This is a genomic window from Marinobacter sp. LV10MA510-1 (assembly GCF_002563885.1).
Taxonomy (GTDB): domain Bacteria; phylum Pseudomonadota; class Gammaproteobacteria; order Pseudomonadales; family Oleiphilaceae; genus Marinobacter.
Genome location: NZ_PDJA01000001.1, coordinates 4,233,120 through 4,259,360, shown reverse-complemented (window position 1 = coordinate 4,259,360; position 26,241 = coordinate 4,233,120). Strand labels below are relative to the sequence as shown.

At 53.9% G+C, this 26,241-nt stretch carries 28 protein-coding genes and 1 pseudogene; 20 read left to right on the top strand and 9 right to left on the bottom strand.

All coding sequences use genetic code 11. The annotated features are described in order from the left end of the window. The first annotated feature begins 141 nt into the window (after positions 1-141). Complete coding sequence (locus ATI45_RS20655) at positions 142-828, top strand: hypothetical protein (RefSeq protein ID WP_098421421.1); 687 nt, start codon at positions 142-144, stop codon at positions 826-828. A 211-nt stretch (positions 829-1,039) separates the two neighbouring features. Beyond that, a complete protein-coding gene (locus tag ATI45_RS20650; RefSeq protein WP_098421420.1) occupies positions 1,040-1,246 on the top strand; it encodes a hypothetical protein in 207 nt (68 codons plus the stop codon). 135 nt (positions 1,247-1,381) lie between these two features. On the opposite strand, the gene ATI45_RS20645 is transcribed toward ATI45_RS20650, so the two are convergent. Further along, positions 1,382-1,837 (bottom strand): phosphate-starvation-inducible protein PsiE, encoded by a 456-nt coding sequence (locus tag ATI45_RS20645; protein WP_098421419.1) that lies wholly within the window; start codon positions 1,835-1,837, stop codon positions 1,382-1,384. Between the two features lie 258 nt (positions 1,838-2,095). Continuing rightward, a complete protein-coding gene (locus ATI45_RS20640) occupies positions 2,096-2,488 on the bottom strand; it encodes a DUF2784 domain-containing protein (RefSeq protein WP_179888297.1) in 393 nt (130 codons plus the stop codon). Positions 2,489-2,691: 203 nt separating this feature from the next. Between ATI45_RS20640 and ATI45_RS20635 the strand changes: the two genes are divergently transcribed. From ATI45_RS20635 to ATI45_RS20605, 7 genes and pseudogenes are all read left to right on the top strand, one after another. Further along, a complete protein-coding gene (locus ATI45_RS20635; protein ID WP_098421418.1) occupies positions 2,692-2,940 on the top strand; it encodes a type II toxin-antitoxin system Phd/YefM family antitoxin in 249 nt (82 codons plus the stop codon). Then, positions 2,930-3,220 (top strand): type II toxin-antitoxin system RelE family toxin, encoded by a 291-nt coding sequence (locus ATI45_RS20630; RefSeq protein WP_098421417.1) that lies wholly within the window; start codon positions 2,930-2,932, stop codon positions 3,218-3,220. Before ATI45_RS20635 ends, ATI45_RS20630 begins: the two co-directional genes overlap by 11 nt. 110 nt (positions 3,221-3,330) lie before the next feature. Beyond that, positions 3,331-3,504, top strand: coding sequence for a type II toxin-antitoxin system HicA family toxin (locus ATI45_RS20625; protein ID WP_098421416.1), 174 nt, complete (start codon positions 3,331-3,333; stop codon positions 3,502-3,504). Positions 3,505-3,544: 40 nt separating this feature from the next. After that, positions 3,545-3,976, top strand: coding sequence for a type II toxin-antitoxin system HicB family antitoxin (locus ATI45_RS20620; RefSeq protein WP_098421415.1), 432 nt, complete (start codon positions 3,545-3,547; stop codon positions 3,974-3,976). 280 nt (positions 3,977-4,256) lie between these two features. Continuing rightward, on the top strand, positions 4,257-4,580 hold the full coding sequence (locus ATI45_RS20615) for a hypothetical protein (RefSeq protein WP_228706127.1): 324 nt from the start codon (positions 4,257-4,259) through the stop codon (positions 4,578-4,580). A 98-nt stretch (positions 4,581-4,678) separates the two neighbouring features. Then, a pseudogene (gene ihfA / locus ATI45_RS20610) lies at positions 4,679-4,999 on the top strand (integration host factor subunit alpha); the annotation flags it as partial. Positions 5,000-5,086: 87 nt separating this feature from the next. Further along, on the top strand, positions 5,087-5,494 hold the full coding sequence (locus ATI45_RS20605) for a MerR family transcriptional regulator (protein WP_416376598.1): 408 nt from the start codon (positions 5,087-5,089) through the stop codon (positions 5,492-5,494). A 157-nt stretch (positions 5,495-5,651) separates the two neighbouring features. Here the strand turns inward: ATI45_RS20605 and ATI45_RS20600 are convergent, their stop codons facing one another. Next, on the bottom strand, positions 5,652-6,134 hold the full coding sequence (locus ATI45_RS20600) for a pilin (RefSeq protein ID WP_098421846.1): 483 nt from the start codon (positions 6,132-6,134) through the stop codon (positions 5,652-5,654). A 321-nt stretch (positions 6,135-6,455) separates the two neighbouring features. Here ATI45_RS20600 and pilB point away from each other — a divergent pair, with 321 nt between their 5' ends. The 11 genes from pilB (at position 6,456) to ATI45_RS20545 (ending at position 16,533) form a co-directional block, all read left to right on the top strand. Continuing rightward, positions 6,456-8,171 (top strand): type IV-A pilus assembly ATPase PilB, encoded by a 1,716-nt coding sequence (gene pilB / locus ATI45_RS20595; RefSeq protein WP_098421413.1) that lies wholly within the window; start codon positions 6,456-6,458, stop codon positions 8,169-8,171. Positions 8,172-8,173: 2 nt separating this feature from the next. Beyond that, entirely contained in the window at positions 8,174-9,391 is a 1,218-nt protein-coding gene (locus ATI45_RS20590) for a type II secretion system F family protein (RefSeq protein WP_098421412.1), read from the top strand. Between the two features lie 3 nt (positions 9,392-9,394). After that, positions 9,395-10,276, top strand: coding sequence for a prepilin peptidase (locus ATI45_RS20585; protein WP_098421411.1), 882 nt, complete (start codon positions 9,395-9,397; stop codon positions 10,274-10,276). A gap of 63 nt (positions 10,277-10,339) precedes the next feature. Continuing rightward, complete coding sequence (gene coaE, locus ATI45_RS20580; protein ID WP_098421410.1) at positions 10,340-10,948, top strand: dephospho-CoA kinase; 609 nt, start codon at positions 10,340-10,342, stop codon at positions 10,946-10,948. Next, the gene (locus tag ATI45_RS20575) at positions 10,920-12,029 is read left to right on the top strand and encodes a hypothetical protein (protein WP_179888144.1); all 1,110 of its coding nucleotides are present in this window, start codon (positions 10,920-10,922) and stop codon (positions 12,027-12,029) included. Before coaE ends, ATI45_RS20575 begins: the two co-directional genes overlap by 29 nt. Positions 12,030-12,034: 5 nt before the next feature. Then, the gene (gene tsaA, locus ATI45_RS20570; protein ID WP_098421409.1) at positions 12,035-12,814 is read left to right on the top strand and encodes a tRNA (N6-threonylcarbamoyladenosine(37)-N6)-methyltransferase TrmO; all 780 of its coding nucleotides are present in this window, start codon (positions 12,035-12,037) and stop codon (positions 12,812-12,814) included. Positions 12,815-12,887: 73 nt separating this feature from the next. Beyond that, on the top strand, positions 12,888-13,085 hold the full coding sequence (yacG, locus tag ATI45_RS20565; protein WP_098421408.1) for a DNA gyrase inhibitor YacG: 198 nt from the start codon (positions 12,888-12,890) through the stop codon (positions 13,083-13,085). 182 nt (positions 13,086-13,267) lie between these two features. Beyond that, entirely contained in the window at positions 13,268-13,828 is a 561-nt protein-coding gene (locus tag ATI45_RS20560; protein ID WP_098421407.1) for a YfaZ family outer membrane protein, read from the top strand. A gap of 138 nt (positions 13,829-13,966) precedes the next feature. After that, on the top strand, positions 13,967-14,896 hold the full coding sequence (locus ATI45_RS20555; protein ID WP_098421406.1) for a glucosaminidase domain-containing protein: 930 nt from the start codon (positions 13,967-13,969) through the stop codon (positions 14,894-14,896). An 87-nt stretch (positions 14,897-14,983) separates the two neighbouring features. Then, on the top strand, positions 14,984-15,724 hold the full coding sequence (locus ATI45_RS20550; protein ID WP_228736032.1) for a phospholipase effector Tle1 domain-containing protein: 741 nt from the start codon (positions 14,984-14,986) through the stop codon (positions 15,722-15,724). 245 nt (positions 15,725-15,969) lie between these two features. Next, on the top strand, positions 15,970-16,533 hold the full coding sequence (locus ATI45_RS20545) for an antitoxin Xre/MbcA/ParS toxin-binding domain-containing protein (RefSeq protein ID WP_007348856.1): 564 nt from the start codon (positions 15,970-15,972) through the stop codon (positions 16,531-16,533). Between the two features lie 303 nt (positions 16,534-16,836). Here the strand turns inward: ATI45_RS20545 and ATI45_RS20540 are convergent, their stop codons facing one another. From ATI45_RS20540 to ATI45_RS20515, 6 genes are all read right to left on the bottom strand, one after another. Beyond that, the gene (locus ATI45_RS20540; RefSeq protein WP_098421405.1) at positions 16,837-19,590 is read right to left on the bottom strand and encodes a LuxR C-terminal-related transcriptional regulator; all 2,754 of its coding nucleotides are present in this window, start codon (positions 19,588-19,590) and stop codon (positions 16,837-16,839) included. A 256-nt stretch (positions 19,591-19,846) separates the two neighbouring features. Beyond that, the gene (locus tag ATI45_RS20535; RefSeq protein ID WP_098421404.1) at positions 19,847-21,208 is read right to left on the bottom strand and encodes a DUF1329 domain-containing protein; all 1,362 of its coding nucleotides are present in this window, start codon (positions 21,206-21,208) and stop codon (positions 19,847-19,849) included. 33 nt (positions 21,209-21,241) lie between these two features. Further along, positions 21,242-23,128, bottom strand: coding sequence for a DUF1302 domain-containing protein (locus tag ATI45_RS20530; RefSeq protein ID WP_098421403.1), 1,887 nt, complete (start codon positions 23,126-23,128; stop codon positions 21,242-21,244). Positions 23,129-23,309: 181 nt separating this feature from the next. Beyond that, positions 23,310-24,374 carry a succinylglutamate desuccinylase/aspartoacylase family protein gene (locus ATI45_RS20525; RefSeq protein WP_098421402.1) on the bottom strand — a complete coding sequence of 355 codons (1,065 nt, stop codon included), beginning with the start codon at positions 24,372-24,374 and terminating at the stop codon, positions 23,310-23,312. 3 nt (positions 24,375-24,377) lie between these two features. Then, positions 24,378-25,283, bottom strand: coding sequence for a 30S ribosomal protein S6--L-glutamate ligase (gene rimK / locus ATI45_RS20520; RefSeq protein ID WP_098421401.1), 906 nt, complete (start codon positions 25,281-25,283; stop codon positions 24,378-24,380). After that, positions 25,280-25,747: an ATP-dependent zinc protease gene (locus ATI45_RS20515; RefSeq protein ID WP_098421400.1), complete on the bottom strand. Its 468-nt coding sequence runs from the start codon at positions 25,745-25,747 to the stop codon at positions 25,280-25,282. The genes rimK and ATI45_RS20515 overlap by 4 nt, the downstream gene beginning before the upstream one ends. Positions 25,748-26,241 lie beyond the last annotated feature (494 nt).

Here is a 26,241-nt window from a genome sequence, read left to right as displayed (position 1 = left end):
GAGCTGTGTGTAGCGGCACAGTGAATCCGGTCGCGGGGCTTCGGCGCTCAGGGGTTGAAACTTTCCGACTTTGCAAAGGTCATGTTTGAGAGTAATAGTTGCGTCTGTTGTTGGATGAGACCTGCACTATCGGGAGGCGGGATGAATACGACAATCCGAAGCCGCTCCGTTCCCTTATGGTGGCTGGCACTCGCTGCCGCGCTAATCCCGCTATTAAGCATTCACGCTACTTTTGCCGTTGCGGTCTTCGAAGGCTACATTTCCTGGTGCGTACCCTACTGGGATAGTTGCACCAGCATCAGTCGAACAGGGCGCCATGGCACTGCCTACTTCATCTTCAAGGGCGCCATGTTGCCCGCGGCCTTGCTCGGTATTCTGTTCTGGTGGCTCAATAGCCTCTGGTTGCTGCAATTGGGCGCGCCTGGTCGTGGCCAGCTCTGGATACCATGGCTTGGGCTGGTGGCCTGCGTTGCCCTGGCCGCCTACACATTGGCGCTTGACCACGAAGGTGAGGGCTTTAACCTCATCCGCCGTATCGGAGTCGTGCTGTATTTCTCGCTTACGTACATTGCGCAGCTACTGATCAGTTCGGCCCTGAAAGATCACCCGCGCTGGCACCAGAGCGGAAAGCGCCTGCTGTGGCTGAGCGAAGTGACGTTGGCGGTGGGTTTTCTCTCCGTCATCCTTACCGCCGCAGCACCTGACCTGTACAGCCAGATCGACAATGCTTTTGAATGGATATTGGCGCTACTCATAAACCTGCACGCGCTCTGGGTTGCGCTGCCCTGGCGGCAAAGTTCGTTCCGGACAAAGTTGTTGGCACGATGACAGAAGCGTTCTCGCCCCGTCCATGGGTAGCCGTTAGGGGACAGATTTGAGAAGCTAGGGGACGGATTTGAAATCTGTCCCCGGGAGGAACAAACTATATTTGTTAACGGTGAACTCGGTATTCAAGCCCAACACAACCGCTTGCAAATCCGCCGTTGGAAGGCCAGCGTAATGTTACTTAACGTATGAATGACCCCGGAGGTATTTCAAGATGCCAATCAGCGCGACGGATTTTCTGAAGAAGCACGGCTACGACGAGGAAGAAAAGGGGGACCACAGCCTGCAACATAACGCAAAAGAGCATGCTCGGCACCTGAAAAAACCCCATGCCGGAACGCCTCATGACTGGGAAGACTGGGAGCGTTATAAGCAGGAGCATCCGGATGAGGTGGAAGACGACGACACAAGCGAGAAATAGGCGTTCTTATGGTCCTTAATAAACCTAAATGACCTGTCACTGCTAACTGCCCTGTCGTAGGGAACTCTGCAATTTTTAAGTAGCAACCAGGTCAAACTAGGATCTGTGCGTGTCCAGATTGCTACTGCCTCTTCTTCAAACTCGGTTCAAACGAATGATAACAATCGCGGCCAAAGCCAAGATTAGGATTGCAATTGCCTCGTACAGAATATTCTCAGGCGCCATGTCTTTACCCTGCAGAATAATCAATCGGGCGAGTGCCGTAATCGCAATGAAAATCGGGTAGACAAAGGCAGAGCGCCGATCCGAGTAAAACACAGCCACCATGCCGATCACCTCTAGGTAAAGAAACATCAGCAGGATGTCCGCAAGGCGGATCTTGTGGGCACCGTAAACCGTAAGAAGCTCGAAAGCCACACCGCCCAGCGTCATCAACACAACGATGATCAGCAACAAATTTTCGATCGCCTTAAAAGTAGTAAGAGCGAAAGTCTTTTTGCCAGAATCGACACCGGGTACGTCGTCATGCGCGCTTGCCGTTGACTGCGCTTCTGAGTTTTGACTGCAATCTGTACTTTTTTTAGTGCTCATAATTATGATGTTAACGTCAGGTGACTTTAGCGCACATTAAGGCAACGGTGGACTAAGCTGAGCACACATGGGCTCATCTGCATTCACATCATACGTACATTACGTAGCTTTTGATCAGTCCGGCCCTGAAAGGCTGCTGTGCCGAGAGACTACTGCTGCGCTTTTCCAAACAGTTGTGCAGATTACTGTGCCTGTCCATAATCGACCCTGTGAAAAGTGCCTGTCCATGAACATCACCTGTGCGCCCATCTACGACAATCAATTTCGAGAGGCAGGGTTTGGCCGAACCAGAAACCAACTGAGCAACACCAGCCCACCAAAAGCGGTATAGCAGGCAATAAAGACCCACGGCGGCGCTTGGAAATATAAAAACTGGTGCAGCCAATGGGCTATGAAAGAACCATCGTAGACAGCTTGACCTGCCCTCGCCCGTAGACCCATTTCCCAGGTTGTAAGCGGGCAAATGAAACCAAACCAGGACTGCAAAACGACAACGCCGATTGCAACCAGGTGCACACTACGGAACCACACATTTCTCACCCACTGCCACTTCAGAAAAAAGCCCGCATAAACCAGCATCAGCCCGAAAACGACAAAAGCCACGAACAATACATGCGTGACAAGTATCGCGTCAGCGGCAAAAGAATACAGCGTACTGAAGTTGATAAAACCTCCTAACGCGTCGGTTTGGGGCCTGTGTGGCTGTTCGTGGGCCGTTAGGGGACAGATTTGAAATCTGTCCCCGGGGTGTGTGCCCGGGATGTGTGCCTGTCCATGGTCATTCGAACAAACCATTTTCAAGAGGCTAGCTTATGATACTCTAAGACCTATTAACAGGTCTTAGAGGTTTGCATATGACACAGCCCGTTTACACCGAAATTACAGCTAGCATTTCCGAGTTGAAAAAAAACCCGATGGCTGCTGTGAACGCCGGCGAGGGATTTCCGATTGCTGTGCTAAATCGGAACAAACCGGCCTTTTATTGCGTGCCGGCCGATGTCTATGAAGCCATACTGGACCGCCTGGACGATCAGGAGTTAACGCGCCTGGTAGAGTCTCGCCGCGCAGAGCCAGGCATTCCGGTTAACTTAGATGACTTATAAGTACGCCCTTGAGTTTAAAGCTTCTGCTTTGAAAGAATGGAAAAAACTTGCGCCAGTTCTTCAACAGCAGTTTAAGAAAAAACTAAAACAGCGGCTCAAAGAGCCACATGTGCCGGCGGATGCCCTTTTTGGCCTGTCTAACTGCTACAAAATTAAGTTACGTAGCGCCGGATATCGTTTGGTGTATGAGGTCGAGGATAACCGGGTTGTCGTAACCGTGGTGGCCGTTGGCAAGCGGGAGGGTGGCGAGGTTTACAGCCGAGCACACCGTCGATCCTGAGCTGTGCCCGATCCTGAGCTGTGCCTGTCCATGATCATGCCCATGATCAGATTGATAAATAACGATATTAGTTGTGCCTGTCCATGATCAGTTTTTAACAGTGCCTGTCCATGATCACTCAAAAGAAACTGGAAAAAGATGGCTGGGAGTTGGTGCGAGTGAATGGGTGCCATCATCACTTTAAGCATCCCACAAAGCCGGGGCTGGTTACGCTGCCACACCCTAAGTCGGAACTGCCAAAGGGTACATTGAACAATATCTGGAAGCAGGCCGGTTGGAAATAACGGCCCCAAAGGGCCACTGATCACACTTGAGGTAATCGTTATGCGTTTCCCAGTAGCACTTCATACAGATGACGGAAAGAACTACGGCGTTACTGTGCCCGATATTCCTGGCTGCTTCTCTGCAGGCAGCAATGAAGACAAGGCTTTAGACAACGCACGTGAGGCAATTCTTGGTCACCTTGAGCTATTAGCAGAATTTGGAGAAGACATTCCTACTGCAAACTCCATTGCGGAGCACCGTACAAACACAGACTTTGAGGGTGCGGTGTGGGGCTTCATCGAGATCGATGTAACACCATTCCTGGGCAAGGCGGAAAAGATCAATATCACCGTGCCCCGTTTGGTTTTGCGTCAGATTGACAGATATGTGAAGGAGCACCCGAACGAGGCGCGGTCACGCTCTGCGTTTCTATCTGAGGCAGCTTTGGAAAGGATGCGTAAATCGCACGACAAGGCTAAGACCCTGGCATAACGCCGGGTCGCTCTGATTATTGAGAGGAATCTTGTGTGCCGGTCCATGATCCGCTGCCCAGAACAGCAAGAAGGCCCGGGGACGAATCCGCGAGCCTTTTTTGTAAGCATATGATCAATCGAGATATTCGTGGTGCCTGTCCATGATCAGATTTCATTACGTCTACCCATAAACAATCCACTTACCCTGCAAGCAACTGATTAGACTACGAATTAACAGTGTCTGTCCATGATCAGATTTGTGGACAGGCACTCCTTCCTCAGACCCGAACAAAGATCGGGTGGACAAAATCATTACTCGTTGGATCAAGCGCCATTTACAGAGAGTGGCTCCCAAGGCCAGGCTTGATTTGGATCGGTTGAGCAGTTTGGTGGAGGATAGAGATATGTTGGCAGAAAATCTTGAAAATTTGGTTAAGAAGGAGCGACTTGAGGGCATGCTGGCAGGGCGCCAGGAAGGTCGCCAAGAAGGTGAACACATGAAGGCTGAACAAATCGCCCGTAACCTGATCAACCGCACTGAAATGGATGATCAGATGATTGCAGAGATTGCTGGTTTGACGGTTGATGAGGTCAGTCGGTTAAAGTCAGAGATCAAGCACTGACCGCAATTCAATGTGAGCTACAAGCATTACAACGGCAACCAAGGGACGCGACGACGCGTGGACAGGCACTCGTTCTTGCTCGCCGATATCTCGAAAGAATGGCGGGTGATCGTCGACCAGTTTTATCTGGAGAATTGCCCTTTGGATGCTATAGCCTGTACGACGAACTTGGCCTGAACAAACGTGAAGCCAACGAAATGGTAGAGGCGTTCTTTGACGAGATCCGCGGCGCACTCAGCCACAGCGAACAGGTGAAATTGTCAGGATTTGGCAACTTTGACCTGCGCGACAAAAAAGAGCGCGCCGGCCGCAACCCAAAAACCGGTGAAGAAATCCCCATCTGCGCCCGCCGCGTCGTCACCTTCCGCCCCGGCCAGAAACTCAAAGCAAAAGTAGAAGCCTACGTTGCATCGAGCAATAAACAGATGGGGACAGATTTAAAATCTGTCCCCGCTTGGAGCTTGGAGGTAGGGGACAGACTTCAAGTCCGTCCCCACTTGAAGTCTATCCCTGGTACAGCCAGATCGAAACCCAGCAACAACAACGAACTACCTGCCATCCCCGGCAAACGCTATTTCGCCATCGGCGAAGTAGCAGAACTGTGCGCCGTAAAAGCCCACGTACTGCGCTACTGGGAACAGGAATTCCCCCACCTGTCCCCAGTCAAGCGTCGCGGTAACCGCCGTTATTACCAGCGCGCAGACGTCATCACTATCCGCCAGATTCGCAGCTTGTTGTATGACCAGGGCCACACCATTGGCGGTGCCAAACAGCAGCTGTCCAACGCCTCTCAGGAGAGTCTGTTGGCTTCTTGGTTCGAGTTCGTAATAGGGAACCGAACTGTCACGGATTCTGGTTTGAAGGATGAGCCAGTCTGGAGACGTCAAGGTATCGGTTATGCATCGTCGTTATAAGGCCGTTCAGGCTTGTTAGTATGCCGAACTGCTTGGAAGATAGGTCAGAATGAACGGCGAGGTGACTGTCCATGATTATATCGGCTTACCCTGCAAGCAACTGATTAGACGGCGAATTAACAGTGCCTGTCCATGATCAGATTTGTGATCAATCACTCTATGGCTTGCAGCCGGCTGGCGCGTAGTCATCATCCCAACCAGCAGCTCCGCCTGACGCAGTTTTACAGCTCCAACTACCTTTAGCTGTGCGAGTCAAAGTTACCGTAGAACCTTTAATAGCAGAAGCAACGTCGCCATTGAGCGTGGCCGCCATAGTTAGCTCACCGACGGCAAGAGCTAGTGATGGATTATCTAAAGTCGCACCGTCATCAGCATCGTCAGCCGGATCAGGCACTTCCCCAAGTAAATTCGAACCAGAAAATCCCAATTGTAGTACTGTTACATTATCATCCATCTTACCTTGCAACATCATATCTTCAGCTGCGGTTTTCAGCGAATTCACTTCGCCAACGACACGGGCAACCTGCGCACGAGCCACATAGCTTTGATACTGCGGAATAGCAATCACCGCCAAAATACCAATAATAGCCACAACAATCATCAATTCAATCAGCGTAAAGCCCTGCTGACTATTCTTCATTTGCATATTTCTCACAGGAACACCTCTATCGTTATCGTTAGGAAATCTTTTCAAATTTTAAAATACCGCGCAGAGCCCGTGCCAATTGATTCATTTTCCTAAATATAGCAATAAATCAACGCACTCCCGCCTTTCGTAAAACGACCCCCATTGACCAAAAACCAAAACCCCCACCACCCAACGTCAAAACCTGACAATTTTTGTCACTTCCAACCCGCACACCCCCAACCCACCCCAAGCTTTCCAAACCGCCCCCACCCATCTAAACTCAACCCTCGCTATTACCCGCACCCCAACCATCAGGCTGCAGCGCCCCAATCTATGACAGCAAACACAAGCAACATCACCTTAACGGGTCTGGCACGGCGCTTTGTGAGCGACGGCTTGCTGGATGAATCCACCGCCAAAGACGCCTTTTTGCAGGCGTCGCAAAATCGCATTCCGCTGATTACCTACCTGACCCAACACAAGCTGGCAGACAGCTCAGCGCTGGCGTTTTCGGCGGCCATGGAGTTTGGTATTTCGGTGTTGGACCTGGATGCGTTTTTGCCGGAGATGATGCCAGACAAGCTGGTAGACGAAAAACTGCTGCTCAAGCACAACGCCCTGCCCCTTTATAAGCGTGGCAACCGGCTGTTTATTGCGGTGAGCGACCCCACCAACGTTCAGGCACTGGACGAAATCAAGTTCAACACCGGCTTAAGTACCGATGCGATCCTAGTGGACGACGCCAAGCTACGCGCGGCTATCGAAAAGTATCTGGCGTCTAATGAAAGTTCCATGGGCGACCTAGGCGATTCCGACCTGACAGATATCGAAACCGAAGGCGCGGATGGAAACGAAGACGACGGCGCAGTGGTTGTTGCCGAAATAGACGATGCGCCCATCGTAAAGTATGTGAACAAGATGCTGCTGGATGCGATTCGCGGAGGCTCGTCAGACGTTCACTTTGAACCTTACGAGAAAACCTACCGCGTACGCTTTCGCACTGACGGCATTCTGAAAGAAATGTCGCGACCCTCTATAAAGCTGGCACCAAAAATATCCGCGCGAATAAAAATCATGGCGCAGCTGGATATTTCCGAGCGGCGCTTGCCGCAAGACGGCCGCATAAAAATGAAGCTGTCCAAAACCAAGTCCATCGATTTTCGGGTGAACACCCTGCCCACCTTGTGGGGCGAGAAAATCGTACTGCGTATTCTGGACCCCAGCCAGGCCAAGCTGGGCATTGACGCCCTTGGCTATGAGGAAGATCAGAAGAAGCTGTATATGGACGCCCTGGCGCAACCCCAGGGCATGATTCTGGTAACGGGCCCCACCGGTTCCGGTAAAACCGTGTCGCTGTATACCGGCCTGAATATTCTAAACACCGACGAGCGCAATATTTCCACCGCGGAAGACCCGGCGGAAATCAACCTGGAAGGCGTGAATCAGGTAAACGTGAACAACAAAGTAGGGCTTGGTTTCGCCGAAGCGCTGCGGGCGTTTTTGCGGCAAGACCCCGACGTTATTATGGTGGGCGAGATTCGAGATCTGGAAACCGCCAACATTGCCATCAAAGCGGCGCAAACCGGTCACCTTGTGTTATCCACCCTGCACACCAACAGCGCCGCCGAAACCTTAACCCGTATGATGAACATGGGCGTGCCTGCGTTTAATATTGCCACGTCTGTTAGCCTGATTATTGCCCAGCGCCTGGGCCGGCGACTTTGCAGCTGCAAACAGGCCGGAGACGTTCCAAAAGACGTACTTTTAGCCGAAGGGTTCTCAACTGAACAAATTGACACAGGGTTCACGTTGTACCACCCGAAGGGCTGTGATAAATGCACTAATGGTTACAAAGGCCGCGTCGGCATTTACGAGGTGGTTAAAGTAACCAAGCAGCTGGCCAATATGATTATGGAAGAGGCCAGCTCTATCAAGATTGCAAAAGCAGCTCAGGCCGAAGGCTTCCGAACCCTGCGCCAATCCGCCCTGTTAAAAGTGATTGAGGGTGTAACCAGCCTTGAAGAAGCCAACCGCGTGACCAAGGATTAAGCATGGCTCAGAAAGCGAAGAAACTGGAATCCTATATATGGGAAGGCAAAGATCGCCGGGGCAACAAAGCCAAGGGTGAGATGCCTGGCGTTAGCCTGGCTTTGGCCAAGGTCCAGTTGCGCAAGCAGGGCATAGTTCCAGACAAGGTGAAAAAGAAATCCAAGCCCTTGTTCGGTGGCAGCAAAAAAATTACGCCCTTTGACATTGCCATGCTCACCCGCCAGCTGGCCACCATGATGAAAGCCGGCGTACCCCTGGTGCAAAGCTTTGACATTGTGGCCGATGGTTTGGAAAACAAAGGCCTGCAGGAACTAGTGATGTCGGTTCGGAACGACATTGCTTCTGGTAACAGTTTCGCGGGGTCGTTGCGTAAGAACCCCCGTCAATTTGACGACCTATACTGCAATCTGGTGGATTCGGGCGAAAAAGCCGGTGCGCTCGAGAAGATGCTCGACCGTATTGCCACCTACATGGAAAAAACAGAAATTCTGAAGAAGAAAGTTAAGAAGGCAATGACTTACCCCATCGCTGTTGTGGTGGTTGCGATCGTGGTAACGGCCATTTTGCTGGTAAAAGTAGTGCCGCAGTTTGAATCGCTGTTTAACGGGTTTGGTGCGGAACTGCCGGTGTTCACCCAGATGGTGGTGCGCCTGTCAGAATGGATGCAAACCTGGTGGTTCGTGGTGATGCTGGGCATTATCGGCACCATTGTTTTATTCAAAGAGTCAAAACGGCGGTCGCAGAAGTTTTCAGACATTGTCGACAAATACGTGCTGAAGCTGCCGATTATGGGGGAAATTCTGGACAAATCCGCCGTCGCGAAGTTTGGCCGGGTGCTTTCAACCACCTTCGCAGCCGGTGTTCCCCTTGTAGATGCCCTTGAATCCGTTGCGGGCGCGACCGGCAACGCGGTTTATCGGGATGCCATCATGCGCATTCGCAGTGATGTTTCCAGCGGTACGCAGCTTCAGGCTTCTATGCGCGCGCAGGACGTGTTTCCGGTGATGGCGGTTCAGCTGACGGCGATTGGCGAGGAATCCGGTAACCTGGACGAAATGCTGGAAAAAGTGGCCGAGAACTACGAGGCCGTAGTGGATGACATGGTGGACAACCTGACTGCGCTGATGGAGCCGATGATCATGGTTGTGCTGGGCATTCTGGTGGGTGGCCTGATTATCGCCATGTATCTACCGATCTTCCAAATGGGCCAGGTTGTTTAATTCATGGTCGATTTAAGCATTTTTCTGGACACACCCTGGTTGCTGTACACCATGGTTGCTTTTATGTCTTTGTGCATTGGCAGTTTTCTGAACGTGGTTATTTTTCGCCTGCCGGCGATGATGCAGCAGGAATGGCGCTGCCAGTGTGAAGAGCTTTTGGAAGTACCGGATGCCAGGCGGGAACCGGTGAAGGTGATCAGCCTGTCAAAGCCGGCCTCCACTTGCCCCCACTGCGGCCACGGCATTCGCGCCTGGGAGAATGTACCGGTCATCAGCTACCTAGTACTGAAAGGCAAGTGCGCCAGTTGCAGCCAACCGATTTCAGTGCGCTACCCGATTATTGAGCTGGTAACAGCGGTGTTCTCGGTGCTTACCGTGTACCTGCTGGGGCCGACACCTGCGGCGCTTTGGGCGTTATTGCTGGTGTGGGCGCTGATCGCGCTGACGATGATTGATTTTGATACTCAACTGCTGCCAGACTCCATCACCCTGCCCTTGCTGTGGTTAGGGCTGATGGTGAATTACTTTGGCCAGCTGGTGCCTTTTAACGAAGCTTTCTGGGGCGCCGTTGTCGGTTACCTGGCGCTTTGGTCGGTGTACTGGCTGTTCAAGCTGGTGACCGGTAAAGAGGGCATGGGCTACGGCGATTTCAAGCTGCTGGCAGCGCTGGGTGCTTGGCTGGGTTGGACGTTATTGCCGGCGGTTATTCTGTTATCCTCTGTTGTGGGCGCAGCTGTTGGTATAGCCTTGATGGTGTTCAAAAAGCAGGGCCGCGAGGTGCCCATTCCGTTTGGGCCTTATTTGGCCACGGCTGGCTTGCTGTGTTTGTGGTTTGGTGATGAAATTGTGGGTGTGTGGTTCGGTTTTCTTGGTGTACAAACTTGATGCTTAAGCTTGATTTATAAGCTTGGCTGCATAGCTTTGGTTTCATAAGGAGTAGGCGCGCGTATGGCACCCAAAATTGTGGGGCTGACCGGTGGTATTGGATCAGGAAAATCGATGGTTGCCAGCCTCTTTGGCGCCCTTGGCGTGCATTGGGTAGACGCAGACGATGTCGCCCGCCAGGTGGTAGAGCCCGGCACCCGAGCGCTGGAGCTGATTGCCGAGCATTTTAGCCACAACATTTTGACGTCTGGTGGCGCTCTGAATCGCGCAGCCTTGCGCAAGCTGGTGTTTGATGACGCCGACGAGCGAAGGTGGCTGGAAGAATTGATACATCCCATTATTCACACAGAACTTGAGCGCCAGCTAAAGCCCGACGACTACAACTTGCCTTACGTGTTGCTGGTGTCGCCGCTGTTGTTTGAAACCATTCAGCACACCATTACCGAGCGGGTGATTGTGATAGACAGCCCGGAAAGCGTGCAAATACAGCGCACCATGGCCCGGGACAACAACCCGCGAGACCAGGTTGAACGCATTATTGCCGCCCAGATTCCGCGCCAGCAGCGGCTGGATAAAGCCGACCTGATTATTGATAACGGCGGCACCAAAGACAACATGCGCCAACAGGTGCGAGACGCCCACAATGCCCTGCTGGTGGAATTTGGCCATTAACCGGTGCCAGCTATTTGGCGCGGGGTTCGTTACTCTTGCTGCATTGCTTACAGCGCCATCAACCCATGCACTGGAACCTTCAATACAGTTCTACCAGCGATCTATTCCACAGCACCTTGCCCCGCAGGCGTTACCCAGCAACTTTTACGACTTCGCGCCAGAGGAATATTGGGCCGAACCGGAAGATTCCTATTGGATGACCTTCAGTAACTGGGTGCTGTTGCAGGAGCGCACTCAAGGTGAGCGCGTGGGACAGCTGGGGCAGTGGGCAGACCGAACCCTGTCCGGCGAACGTCACAGCTTACCAATGAACGAGAGTTATTTGCGGCTAAGCTTTGCCACCGAAACCCGTGCCGGCGCAATGTTGGATTTTGAGCCAGAGGTGCGCTTTCGGGTGGATATACCCACTGCCCGCAAAAAGCTCAGACTGGTGATTGAAAGCGAAAGCGACGAGCTGATTCCGCTGGCAGAGCGGCAGCGCGACCGTCAGCTTACAGAACCGGAACGCTCTTCAACCGGTACCACGGGCGCTCTCCGGTTTTTGGGCCAGGTGGGTGACTCGGTTAATTTCTCCAATGATTTTGGCGCGCGCCTGCACTTGCCCCCCGATGCATTCTGGCGCGCCACCGTGCGCAAGAACTGGCAGCCATCTGGCGACTGGGGCTTGTTGGCTCAACAGCGTTTTTATTATTACCATCAAAACGGCTGGGGTTCGCGCAGCTGGTTTGAGGCGCGGCACGATTTAGGTAAGGGCTGGGAGTTTATAAACTCGTCTGAGCTTGAATGGGTACACAGCGACAGGGAGTTTGTGGCAGCCCAAGTGTTTAGCGTTAGCAAGCGGTTGAATAACCGTGCGGTGCTTACGCCCCGTGTGGGTGTGCTGGGTGAAAGCCAGCCCGGCTGGCGAACCACCGAAGCCTTTGCCGACGTAACCTGGCGCTATCGTATGTACAGCGACTGGTTGTTCGGAGAGGTAATTCCGGCGCTGCAGTTTGAGCGGGAGAATTCGTTTAAAGACGACAGTTCACTGGTTTTGCGACTGGAGATGTATTTTTCCGGCAACATTGTTCGGCGCAACTAACGCCTATGCCCCGCCATAACGCGAAAGATGCCACTGAAGCCCTTACACTCACGCCCATTGCTATCACCCGCTCCTGCTTTGCTGATAAGTTTGGCGTGCCGCGGCAGCCGGGGTTAACCCGCCACGCCCACGCCGACTTGCTGATTCAGCCGCCATTTGACCGCGAGGACGCTTTTCGCGGCTTGGAGAGCGCCAGCCACCTTTGGCTAACATTTCAGTTCCACCAGGCGGTGCGAGCCGAGTGGCGGCCTGTGGTGCGGCCACCCCGTTTGGGAGGCAACCAAAAGATTGGCGTGTTTGCCAGCCGTTCGCCGTTTCGCCCCAACAGCCTGGGGCTGTCGGTTGTGCGTAACCGCGGGCTGGTGCGCAAGCAAGGCAAGCTGGTGTTGCAAATCAGTGATCACGACTTAATTGAAGGCACACCCATTCTGGACATAAAGCCCTACCTTCCCTTCGCAGACGCGGTAAACGGCGCACACCTGGGTTGGGCCGCGGAGGCGCCGGTAGAGCGTTTGCCGGTGGTATTTTTACCCGAGGCACAGCAGCAGCTGGATGAGCTTTGTTCAGAGCATTCTTTAGAAAATTCGTCAAAGGAATCTCCACAAAAATATCCGGATTTTGCTTCGCTGATTGAGGATGTGGTGAGCTACGATCCGCGCCCGTCGTTTCGCCGCGGCCGCGAAGAAGAGCGAATTTACGGCGCGCATCTGTACGATGTGAATGTGCGTTTTCGATTTGTGACCGACGAAACCGGCAGCCGCGTAGAGGTGCTGACGGTTTGTTAAGCTGTTTTCGTTAGGTTTTTTACTTCATAAATAATCAGATAAATTTCTTTCACCAATGATTAGATAGGTTGCCATGAACGTTGAATGCCCCACCTGCCGTAAAACCGTGAAATGGACCGATGCCAATCCGGAGCGCCCATTCTGCTCGCACCGCTGCAAGTTGATTGACCTGGGCGCCTGGGCCAATGAGGAGTACCGGGTACCGGCACAGAATGTAAGCTCGGAAGACCTGGACCAACTGGACCAGCTGGAAGACGACACCCGGCACTGAGTGCTTTTTAAAAAACAGTGTGGATTGTGCTGACCATTCATACCCAGCGGTTACGGGCTTTTAAGTTGTGGGTTTCCGTCGTGCGCTTTATCATCATTTTAAGAGCATTCCGCCATTGCCGGCCGCTTACACTTTCGTTCATGACCCACTCATCACTCTTTCATCACCAAAAAGGTAGCATTATGAAAGCCTCTCGTATTTCCCTGATGGCCCTGTCACTTGCTATGAGCGCAGCACCTGCGCTTGCCAGCGACGTTGACCTGAGCTTGACCAAAGATTCCGCAAAAGCACAGATGAACTTTTTTGACAGCCGCGACGACATGCAGTTGGGCGCCGGTTACACCTACCACGAAGGCAGCCGCCACATCGGCAACGTGGATTTTCACGCCCAAGGCCGCACAGCCCTTGGTAATCTGCCTACCACCGCAGGCCTTGGTATGCGACTGATCGGTTGGGACGACGACCGGGTCGACGGCGGCGCTTTGGCGCTGGGTGGCTATGCAACGGTGAATATTCCCGATGTACCGGGTTTGTCTGTCACTGGCGGCCTGCACTATGCGCCCAGCATTCTGGCGTTTGGCGATTCCGATGACATGGCCAGCCTTGAAGCCCGTGTCAGCTACCGTGTCATTCGTAACGCAGAGCTGTTTGGTGGTTACCGCTACCTGAACACAGATTTGGATGGCCGCAGCGATCTGAACCTGGATGAAGGCGTTATGGCCGGTATGAAATTGTACTTCTGATCGATTTGCCGCCAGGCCTGAAAAAATCCCCGGCCCGCGCACTGCGGCCCGGGGATTTTTGTGTATTGGCCGCGCTGCTGGTATTTTAATCACCTAACCACAATAACCAATCAGGTTATTACCGAGCCCAGAGGTGATATGTCAGTCAACACAGGCGCACCTTCCCCCGCTGCCAAGAAGCGTCATGCTTTGGCGTTCATTCTATTGCTACTTGCCGGTGCTTTGTTTGGAGCATTTTATAAACCGTCACCTGGTGCATTCAGCAGCCGTGACTATGCCGGCGAGGAGTTTCAGTTTGCCTCGCTACCGGCGTTGCCCGGCTGGGCCAATGCACCTTTGCCAGATTTTTCTGGCTACGCCGATACTGACGAAAAAAAAGCCGCTTTTTTTGAATTTCTGTTCCCCCGCATTGTGCTGGCCAACAGCCGCATTTTATTGGAACGCGAGTACCTGGACGCTTTGGCGGCAAAATCCGAGTTTACCGGCAAAGAAAAGCAATGGCTGAAAGACGAAGCCAAGCGCCTGCGGGTAGACCCTGCGCCGGCGGGCAAAGCCCAGATTGCCAAGCTGAAAAGGCGCCTGGACGTAATACCGCCGTCGCTGATTATGGCCCAGGCGGCTAACGAGTCCGCTTGGGGCACGTCGCGTTTTGCGGTGGAAGGGAACAATCTGTTCGGCCAATGGTGTTTCACCGCTGGCTGCGGCCTGGTGCCGCTTAGCCGGGTGTCGGGGGCCAGCCACGAGGTAGCGAAGTTCTCTTCACCCTATCGTTCGGTACTGGCCTATATCCAGAACCTGAACCGCCACCCTGCCTATCAAACATTGCGGGATATTCGCCTGACCGATCGCAAACAACAGGAACCGCTGTCTGGCAAGGGGCTGGCTGCAGGGTTGGAGCTTTACTCCGAGCGCGGGGACGAGTACATCGGCGAGATAACGGCGATGATTCGCAATAACAATCTGAGCGTTTACGATCAGGCGTTTGCCGAGATTTTGCAGGATCGTACCCCGGCTCACTTGCAACAACTGGCCAGCGCTCGCAATATTAACGAACTGATGCCGCGCTAGAAGCGGCCGGTAACCAGAAGCATTGTTGACTTAAAGCAAGCCAGTTTTCGGATTAAAACTGGTTATCATCCATGGAAGGAATACATCATGAGCAACCTCATAGTCGCCTGCGTTGGCGACACTCACGTTTGTCCCGTTCGCGGCCACGGCAGCAGTCCCATTATTGCGAACGGCGCGACCCCGGAAGAAATTGACGCCTCGAAACGCCATGCAGAAGGCCAGTCTGACTTCCGCCCCAAAGTGACCGTTGAAGCTGGCATGTTCTTCGACGGCACCGGCAACAGCCGCGATAACTCAGGTGCCTTTGAGCGAAAAGTAGATGAAGGCCTGACCGCTCAGGCAGCGAGAGCCACCAGTGAGGAGGCCTGCAGCGCTGAAATCTCGCAACTGATGGAGGGGAGTTATCTTAATGCTGAGACCAATGTGCTGAAGCTCCACACGCTTTATCAACCCTTTTCCACCGACACGCTCACCGTAGAGAATCACCGTATCCGCGTATACGCCTCAGGCGTTGGCACCAAATCCGGTAAAGAGGACGATGCCTGGGCCATGGGAACCGGTATGGGGGAACGTGGAATCCTAGCCAAGATTAGATCGGGTTGTGATGATGTCGCATCACGAATTGACCGTGCAACAAGTGAACCAATTGACGAGCTGATATTCGACGTTTTCGGCTTCAGCCGGGGAGCCGCAGCCGCCCGGCATTTTGTGAACGAAGTATGGGATGGCGCTGATGGTGCGTTAGGCATCACTGGTGCTCTGGAGGCTTATATGGAACGTGAGGGTGATTACCTCAAACAACACGGACTTCAGCTTGATCGTTGGTGAAGATCATTTACGAAGAAGCGCGCTGAGGGTAGGCCTGGGTGTCAATACCAATACAGGCCGGAGGGCCAGCCCGTTTCAAGATTTAAAAATGCCCCCGGGTTGATGCAAATCAGATAGCGTGCGATCACCCCGTAGATTGAGGGTGTGGTGGCTCACCAGTCGGGCCACCTGTTGAGACGGTTACGCTGGCTATAGCTTATGCGCGGGCCTACAATGAAATCAAATGAGTAATTGGAGGCTATCAAATGTCGGCTCGTGATGACATGCACGGCACACCAAATCAGGGTGAGCTGCGTGGAAGATCAGTGAATCCAAAAGTTTTTCGTCCTTCAAATGAAGAAGTTGCGCCTGGTACTGTTCGCTGGATTTCTAATCCGGAACATTTTTTTATCGATGTTGTGATGGGTATTGACGCTGAAGCTGTTGATAAGCGCCATTTGAATCTTTACAAGATCATCAGCGAAGGCGTCCCATTGGAAAGTGTTCATCGGATCAAAAAAGTTCTCAAGCTTCCCAAAGACAAAGTGCTGAAATATCTGGACATCTCACAAGCTACCTTTAATCGTAGAATGAAAGGTGAGGCGAAACGACTTACCGGCAGAGAGTCAGGCCAGGTCTATCGCTATTCCCGATTGATCTCTCTTGCTACCAACATGTTTCATGGTGACCAGGAAGAGGCGCTGCGGTGGCTCAAATCCCCAGCCTACGCTTTTAAGGGCGAGACGCCTCTGGAACATGCTCGAACGGAATATGGCAACAATGAGGTTGAAACTCTCATTGGCAGAATGGAGCACGGCATACCGTCATGAGTGTTATTACTCTCTGGCGCATGAGTGCTCCACAGCACGCAAAAACCATTGATGAGATGCTTAGCGGGTCTATCGTTACCCAGCGCGGCCATCCCCGGCGAGCGTAACGTCATCCTTCGACCAACGCATCCGGACTTCAAACAGGTTCGTGTCGGCACTATTGAACCTTTCAGCTTTGATGATCGAATCTTCGCTGAAAACTAAAACTTCTTTCGCCCTTGTTGGATTTTCCAACTTTCAGCAGCAACATCCGCACGCCGGGTAATGGGAATGCAGATTTGGATCCTATTCGGGGCCTGAGGTTTAAAGCACGCCCAACTCGCGGGCTCGAACAATGGCCTGGGTACGGGATTTTACACCCAGCTTGGCGTTTATTCGGCGGGCGTGGGTTTTAACGGTGTGCAGTGAAATGTGCAGTTTGTCTGCGACTTCCTGATTCGACAGGCCGCGGGCAATACACTCTAATACGCCTTTTTCCCGTTCGCTGATGGGCTCGGCCAGAGGCGCTATCGTGCTTGTCGCGGCGTGGATGCCGAACAGTTTTGCCAGCGCGTCGGTGAAAGCACTGGCTGGGAGTTGGTCAAACGTTTGCCGTAGCAGCGGCTCAAGCTCTTGTTTGAGCTCGTTAAACGGGCTGATGAAATGCTCTTTGGCTGCTAACTCAACAATACTCACCAGGCGTTTGGCGGCTTGGGCTGGGCTTTTTTCCCGGGCAAGCAGCGCGGCGTCTAACAGGCTCATGTGCATGTCTACGCCCATGGGAATAGCATCGCGATAGCCAGCACGCAGGCCGTTCAGCCGGGTTCTGGCCGCGCCATATTCCCCGCGGGCCATGGCAATGCGCACTTGTAGGCAATCCATCAGCCCCGGCATGGTAGGGAAGAGTTCCGGTGAATAGCCAGCCTGGCGATAAGGCAATATTTTGGCCAGCGCCTGGGCCGCTCTGTCTGTCTGGCGCTGTGCCAGCCAGCACGATGCTTTCAATGCTTCCAGTACCGGCACGTAAAGGTCGCCGTCGACCTGCCATGACTGCATGGTGCGTTCAGCGCGAGCAATCCAGGCAAAGGCCTCGTCAAAATGGCTCTGGCCGCGGCAAATGAATACCCGTAAACACATAGCCATTAACAGACCCAGATCCCGGGTTTGTTCGGCCTGACGGGTGCACACGGCCAAAACCCGATCTACATCCTGATATCTACCCTGGTGCCATAACACCAGCGCGAGATTCAGCTGTAGCCGGATTTCCCCTACCCGCGCCGGCCGCGCCAACTCTTGCATGGCCGTGTCCAGACTGCTGCGCAGCAGGTGTTCGGTATGGCGAAGTTCGCCTTTGCTCAGTTCGATGCGGGCATGGGCGTAAACCGCCAGGGCTTCGGAGCCGGTATCGCCAGCCTGTCGCGCCAGGCGTGCGGCTTCGCGGCTGGCCTGCCGGGCATCGGCGAAACGGCCGAGCGCACATAAGGCGCTGGATCGCACCAGTTGGGTAACCAGCTGGCCCTGAACGGATAACTCCGGATCTTCGAGGGCAGCTTCGGCCAGCACAAGGGCCGGCTCTACCTGGCCCTGTGAACGAGCAATAAACGCCTGTAAGGCCTGAATTCGCCCAAGTGGAATATCGTGTGTTTCCACCTCGCCCAGATGTTCAACCAGCTCGGTTGCCTGGCGACATTGCCCGCCAATGGCGTGTACCCAGCCAAAAACCAACCGCAGCCGCGGATTGGCGGCCAGCACCGTTGCCGGCAAGCTACGCCGCAGGCGTAACAGCGATGCGGTGTCTTGCCCCAGCAGTAGAGCTTCGGAGCCTTCCGCGGCCATGCGCCGAATCTGCCCCACGTCTGCAGACAACAGAGCGTATTTCAAACCTTCGGAGTACTGCCGACGCTGGGCGAACCACTCACTCACCCGCAACATGCGCTGGGCGCTGCCGCTCAATACCGGCGTTTGCAACCAATCCAGCAGCAGTGGATTCAGCCGATACCAGCGACCACGGCCGGCCATCAGCTTTGCGGGCAAGCCGCGCTCGACCGCCTGTGAGGGTACTATTTGCGTAAGTGTTATGGAGGTAGGCGTTATCTGCGAGAGCGCTGTTTGTGAAGGTGCTGAGGCTCGTTCAGCCGTAGTATCCGCCAAGGCAGTGAACAAATCGTCAGAAAACACGTCAAGCTCGGCCAGCGCCCGTAACGCCAACAGCTGCGCGTTTGTGTAATGGCCCAATACGGCATCCGCCAGAAACTTCTGAACACTTGCGGTGTCTTGCAGGGCTTTGCGCTCGCGGCCACTGCGCAGCTCACCGCGGTACAAGCCAAGGGGCGTTGGCCAGCCTTCGGTGAGGCTGTAAAGATGGTCTACCGAAACGGTGGTCAACTGCTGTTGCCGCAGTTCGCTGGCGAAAAATTCAAACACTTCGCTGCGACTGAATTCGAGTTTATCCGGGCCGAGGCTGGTAAAACGGTTTTGCAGCTCTAGGGAATGGGTACTGATTGCTAATGGGCCACGGGATATGCCTAGCAGGCGCAATTGCGCTGGCAGGTTATCCACCAGTTGTTGCAACAATGCCAAGGCCGCCGGGTTGCTGATTGCATCCAGGTTGTCTAGCACCAGCACTTGAGGCAGAAAACTCGCCGAATCCGGCCTTTCTGTGGCCGCCAGCAACCACTGCAAGCCGTCAGCAAAGGCTCCGCTGTGTGCAGGTTCAGGCTGATTCAGCGCTACCGCTAGAAGCATTAAAAAACGCTCGGGGGCGTTATCTTGAGCGTTCAGGGTTAACCAGCGAATATGAGCGGGGGAGAAATCAGACGCCAGCAACGCCTGGGTAACGGCGGCCGACTTGCCATAGCCGCAAGGGCCGTGAATGTTCAGCAATCCGGCGGGCACCACGTTGGCCATCAGCGCCTGATTTAACTCCGGCCGAACCAGCAAACCGTGCAGATGTTTTTCATCAAATGGCAGTTTTACCCGCTGCTGCAGGAGCTCACGTACTCGCTCGCCACGCTGAAGCGCGCTGTTAGCGGTCTGGAATTCGTCGTTTGCTGCTTTACCCTGTTCAACTTGTTTCACGCACTGCCCCGTCGATACCGGCGCGTGGCGAACAAAGCCCTGAGCTGACCGGCAAATTCCAAAAGTGGCATTGTAATCGACGGCTTAGCTGCCGCGATTAAGGTACACGGCAGGTTAGCATAAAAAAGGCGGGCACCAAGGCCCGCCTTTTTATTTCCACGTACCTTCTATTTCCACGTACCTTCTATTTCCAGGTACTTTCTACTTTCAAAAGTACTTTCTACAAGGTGCTGTCTACAATCTACTACCTTAAGAACTAGCGCACACCAGACCTGCGCAGTGCTGCCGGCGTGTAATCACGGGACTGCCGCTGAATACCGAACTCGTAAGGGTTGGATTCTTCGTTGGTCAGGCCCAGCACCAGGTAGCGGCCAGAAAGCACATCGTAGATGGTTTCAATGGCGTACCATGGTACATCACGATCGTAGAACTGCAGAGCGTGGGCTTCTGACACCCTCCACAGTTCGCCGCGGCCGTCGTACTGGTCAATCACTGCTGCCTGCCAGGAATCTTCGTCAAAGTAGATGTCACGCTGGGCATAGATGTGGCGCTCGCCCTCTTTCAACGTAGCGCGCACATGCCATACCCGGTGCAGTTCATAACGGGCCAGTTCTTGGTTGATGTGGCCAGGCCGCACGATATCGGTGTACTTGAGGTTACGATCAAGCAGCTTGTAAGAGTTGTACGGAATGTACATTTCTTTTTTGCCTACCAGTTCCCAGTTGTAGCGGTCTGGGGCGCCGTTCATCATGTCCAGGTTATCAGAGGTACGCATGCCGTCAGACGCGGTGCCTGGGCCGTCATAGGCTACCTGAGGCGCACGGCGAACACGACGCTGGCCGGCGTTGTAAATCCACGCACGGCGGGGTTCGGCGACCTGGTCAATGGTTTCGTGCACCAGCAGCACGTTACCTGCCAACCGGGCCGGCCCTACGATGGCCTGTTTGAAGTAAAACAGCACGTTGGGGTCAAGGTTCTGGTTAGCATCTTCCAGGAAGGTGCGGTAGGTCAGCTCTTCTTGAAACCGCACTACGCTGAAATCACCGCTTTCTGTGGGTGTTACCTGGCCAATGTTACGCAGCACCGAGCCGCCGCGGTAACGGGTGATGTGGTTCCAGTAAACTTCCACGCCACTCTGTGGCATCGGGAAAGGCGTGCCGGCCTGGTAATTTTCCAGCCCGGAACCGCCTTCTTTCAATGCCACCGTGGTGGCATTGGCGCGGGTTTGGTCCTGCACGGCTTGCGGGTACGCCATGGTGCGGCGGGTTTGGTACACCGGAATCACGAAGTTGTCGTACTTTTCGATCATCGCCACCTGGCCCGGTGACAGATTATCGCGGTACTGATCCACGTTGCTGCGATCGATGGTGAATTCTGGCGTGTCTGACGGGAACGGATTGACGTAAATGCCATCGTTCTTGTAGCCAGCCGGCGGGGTAGTTAAACCGCCCGCGAAGATCGGAATAGCGCCGCCATTGCCAGCCACTTCGGCGCCCATAAGGGTCAACGTGTCGCCTAGTTTGGCGGCTTCGCTGTCTGACACTGCGGCAAATGCGTTCATGCTGAACAGCGATGCCGCAAGTATTCCGGTGGTCAGTAGTTTCTTGTTCAATTTCATAAATAATACCTCGCTAAACGAATAAGAGCCGGATTAGAACGAGTAGGAAACGCTCGCGCTGATGAAATCGCGGTCTCTGAATTCGTTATAGGGTTTGCCACCGAAGTAGTTGGTGTAGCTGACATCAGCACTGAGCTTGTTTTGATACACCGCCTCTAAGCCGAAGCCAATAGACTTGTTACCTTCGTTAAACGCGCCACCGGGTTGCGGGGCGTAGCCTTTCACATCGTGGCTCCACGCCAGACGCGGGTAAAGGTTTACGCCAGAGAATGCGTTGAGGTAATCCCACACGAAACGGGTGCGATAGCCCCAAGAGAAGTCTGTGGTGAAGCCTTCGTTTTCGCAGTAGGCGGGGTTGAGGTTAATTACCGGACACAGATCGTCCCAGCCCAGAAGATTATCCGCCAAAGGTACTGGTCCATTCCCGCTTAGTCCTGATCGACCATAACGGCCGGACAGACCGTGCACATAAACGGCGCCAACCTCATTGATCAGTGACATCCGACTTGCGCCCATTATCTGATCAAAGAACTTGATCAGAGTAAACTGAGCTTGGGACACATCGTAACGATCATAACCATCGACATCCTGTCCCGACAGTGCGCTTAAATTGGTGACTCCGGCTTCCCTCATCCTTTGTTTTGCCAACAAACTTACAGGGTCGCTCGATAATGAATTGAAGACAGCATTCCCTTGCGCTGTCGTGGGGTCGAGGCCTCCAGCAACAGCAACAGCCTGAGGCGTAAGTTGGAGACCGCCAGTAATTAGCTCGAAGGCATTTGCCTGGATCGGCATATCTTTGCGAAAGCTGTATTCAGCACCCAATGACCACCCACCCGGTGTGGTCGTATTAATGCTGATTCCATACAGATCGATATTTTCAGGATATTCAATAAAATATTGAGGATTCGTCCGCGAAAATGTGCCTTGATTTACCACACCGCTAATATACGGCAGGCGACTGTTATACTGCGTATAATAAAGGCCGATCTCAGAATTATTCAAACTCGGCACATACCATCGCATCGCTACGCCAAACTGATCTTTACTGTCGGCTTCTCGGTCTCCCTCCCTTTGAAGAACCCGCGATGAGTCATTGGCGTTTTCTGCATCACTTCTGTCCCCCTCAAGCCAAACGGGCCCACAGCCATCAGCCACAAAATCTACTGTGGAGAAAAAAGTACCACAATCATCAATACGAGTTTTCTCCCAGTCGGTCTGAACGAAACCTTCAATAGTGACGTTTTCAGTAATACCCGCCGAAATATAGAACATTTCTACCGGTAGCAGCGCGTCTTTGAGCTCAGCGCCCGGCGCACGAAAAGCATTCACATCAATAGGATTGATCGTATTGATACCACCCGGAATAAAGGTGCTTTCACCCCAGCTGACCACCTGGTTGCCATAACGCGCGCTGACCGGCACATTGCCCAGATACCAGTCGGTAAAAATATAGGCGTCAAGAATTTCGCCACCAGAAGCGTTGTCGCTGCCATCCGAGCTCAGTGGCGCGAACTGACGATTTTCGTCTTTCAGTTCGAAATCATACCAATAGCGGCCACGCACCAACGCACCTACTCGGGTGAGCACACTGCTGTCGACATCGTAACTGAGGAACAGTTCGCTGTTGCCTTTGACAAGTTTGGAAACCGTATCGCCTCGATCAAAGTTCAGGTTGCCGTCGTCGTAGTTAGTCGAGGAAGCTGTACCTCCGTTACCAAGGCCCACCAGGCCCTTGTCACGGTTCTCGGTACGCCAGGTAGCACCTGCAGACAATGTGGTATTGAACTGGGCTTCTACGCCGCCCAATTTCTCTGAATCAAAGGTATAAGCTGAGGCATAACCGGAAAAGCCGGCCGCGATGGCAATCGCCAGCGGCAGTCGCTTCCAGATACGCGGCGCGTGTTGGTTTTTTATCATTAGGAGACTACTCCGTTTATTATTGTGTTCTTGCTGTAATAGCACTACCAGAATCACACTATACCAACGCTCTCTCCTGTTCTTATCAGTCAAAAGTATGATTTTCACTTTCATCCCCACTGCTTAGGCGTGGGCTTACCTCGCCTGACTATAGTCAACCTGCACGCAGTGGGCGTGATTATTATTTTTGCAGTTCATCCCAGGGGTGAACTGGCAATACCGCTTCGCTGACTTCTGATTCCATGCTGTCGCGGAAATAGTCCATGGCTTTTTCTGCTTCGCCGAGCTCGTCAAAACGGGCAATGTGGTAAATTGCCTCGCCCTCGTTCACCAACGGCAAATTATTCACGCAAATCACAATGCCGGAACAGGGAGAAATAATGGCGGTTTCCGAGGCCCCGAAAGGGTCAGCAACCATCGCCAGCTTTTGCCCTTTTCTAATTTTTTGCCCCAATTTGGCCACCGGGCGCATGATGCCGTCTATATCGGCCCTTACCCATTGGGAGCTGGCCGCGACTTCTGAGCGTTTGCGAGGCGGCTTTACACTCTTTTTGGCCGGGGTCATTTCCAGCTCACGCATTACCCGCAGCACGCCTTTAACACCACTTGCGATGACTACTTCGTCAAAGCGCAGAGCTTCACCGCCCTCATAGGTAATCACTGGAATATTCTGCGAATCGGCGTAGGCACGCAGGCTGCCGTCGCGCAGGCTTGCGTCTATAATCACCGGCGCCGCGAAGGCTTGGGCCATGCGGGCGGTTTCAGGGGTTTTTAGCTCGGCGCGAATCTGTGGCAGATTAAAACGATGTATGGCACCGGTGTGCAGGTCAATAATGTGGGTAACGTGCTCCATAATCTGGGTGCGTAGCAAGTACGCAATACGCCCGCCCAAAGAGCCGCTTTCGCTACCGGGAAAACAGCGGTTCAGATCACGCCGGTCTGGCAGGTAGCGGCTGCGCTGCACAAAGCCAAAGATATTAACAATGGGCACGGCTACCAAGGTGCCGCGCAAATTACGCAGTGCGGTGTTGATCAGCACCCGGCGCACAATTTCCACGCCGTTGATTTCATCGCCGTGAATGGCGCCACACACCATCAGTACCGGGCCTTCGCGGCGGCCGTGCACAATCTCCACCGAAATGTGCAAGGGCGTGTGGGTGTAGAGTTTGGCCACCTGAACTTCTATGGTCTGGCGGGTGCCGGGCTGAACCTGAATGCCGGCAATTTCAAAGGGAGCTCGTGCCATCGGTTATCCTCTGCCCCGGGTTTGTGTGCGGCTGGGGGCCTGATTTTTTTCAATCCAGCTTATGATCAAGCCGGCGACGTTTTTGCCGGTGGCATTTTCAATACCTTCAAGCCCAGGCGAGGAGTTTACTTCCATCACCAGCGGCCCGCGGGACGAGCGCAGCAGGTCTACACCGGCCACGTTCAGGCCCATGGCCTTGGCGGCGGTGATGGCGGTGCGGCGTTCTTCCGGCGTAATCCGAATCAGCGAGGCGGTGCCGCCGCGGTGCAGGTTAGAGCGGAACTCACCGTCGGCGCCCTGGCGCTTCATGGCGGCGATGACTTTGTCGCCGATTACAAAGCAGCGAATGTCGGCGCCGCCGGCTTCCTTGATGAACTCCTGCACCAGTATGTCGGCTTTCAGGCCCATAAAGGCTTCAATGACGCTTTCCGCAGCGGTGCGTGTTTCCGCCAGCACCACGCCAATGCCCTGGGTGCCTTGCAGCAGTTTGATGACCACCGGGGCGCCGCCTACCATTTTCAGCAGGTCAGGAACGCTATCGGGCTTGTTGGCAAAACCGGTGACGGGCATGCCAACGCCTTTGCGGGCTAACAGCTGCAGCGAGCGCAGTTTGTCGCGGGAGCGGGTAATGGCCACCGATTCGTTCACCGGAAACGTGCCCATCATTTCAAACTGACGCAGTACCGCAGTGCCGTAGAAGGTGACCGAGGCGCCGATACGAGGAATAACAACGTCAAAATCTTCCAGTACCTGCTGGTGATAATGAATCGCCGGATTTGCCGAGGTAATGTTCATGGAGCAGTGCAGGCAGTCAATTACCCGCACCTCGTGGCCGCGGTTGACTCCTTCCTCCACCAGCCGGCGGGTAGAATACAATTTGCGGTTACGGGATAGCACGGCAATTTTCATGATTCGTTCCTCAATGTCGGTTGCCCGGCCAGGTAAGATGCTTCCGGACAAACGGTGGCTCGGCCCGCCATAGCGGTACGGCCAATCAACATGCGAAAACGCATGGAGTCCCGGTTGGTGAGTGTCATTTCTATGGGCCAGCTCTGGTTGCCCACCACCACGGTGGTTTCAACCACCAGCCGCGATTCTTTGTGGCCGCCGGAGTCGGACACGTTGCGTTCATCCAGCACCCGCGCGTCGCACTCAATCACCTCTTGCAGGTCATTCTGTGTCGGGTGCACCCAGAACTTTACCCGGCGCTCGCCGTTTTTGGTGTAGGGTTCGGTGCGGAATGTGTGCAGGCAGGATGTACGGGCACCGGTGTCTACCTTGGCTTTGATACGACCAATGCCCAAATCAGGCAAAGCCACCCATTCGCGCCAACCCAGGCGCACATGTTCAGTTTCAGCTGTCTTTGTGGACATCTGGTTGTTCCTTTTCTGACAAATTTTGCGGCGCCATCAGCTGCACACGGAAAGGTTCTGAGTAAAAGGCTAGCCATTTTGAAAGTCAACCGAATATCCGGTCCAGAGTGCGCACAAAGCGCCCGCGGCTGACGTGTTCCCGGGCCGGGCCCAGGGGTTCGCAGGGGCCGGTTGAGAATATTAACCGGGGTAACGGCACAGCGGTTAGTAAGGCCGAATAACCGTTGGGCGGTCCGCCATGGCGGGAACATAGGTCACCATTTCGGCATCGTTGTTACGGATGAAATGCTGCACTGGTATGTCTGACGATGGCAGTGAGTGGCCCAGGCTATGATGCTGGGTTTCGCCAGATTTCAGGGTGTACGGGCTGGCCCACAGACCGTCATCATTGCTGGACTTCCAGCGCTAGTCAGCGGCCAGAGCTCGCTCTGCGGGCTGTTTCATACGCCGTTATATTCCTGTTTTGTCAGTCGCCATGTTGCGCTCACTTTGAC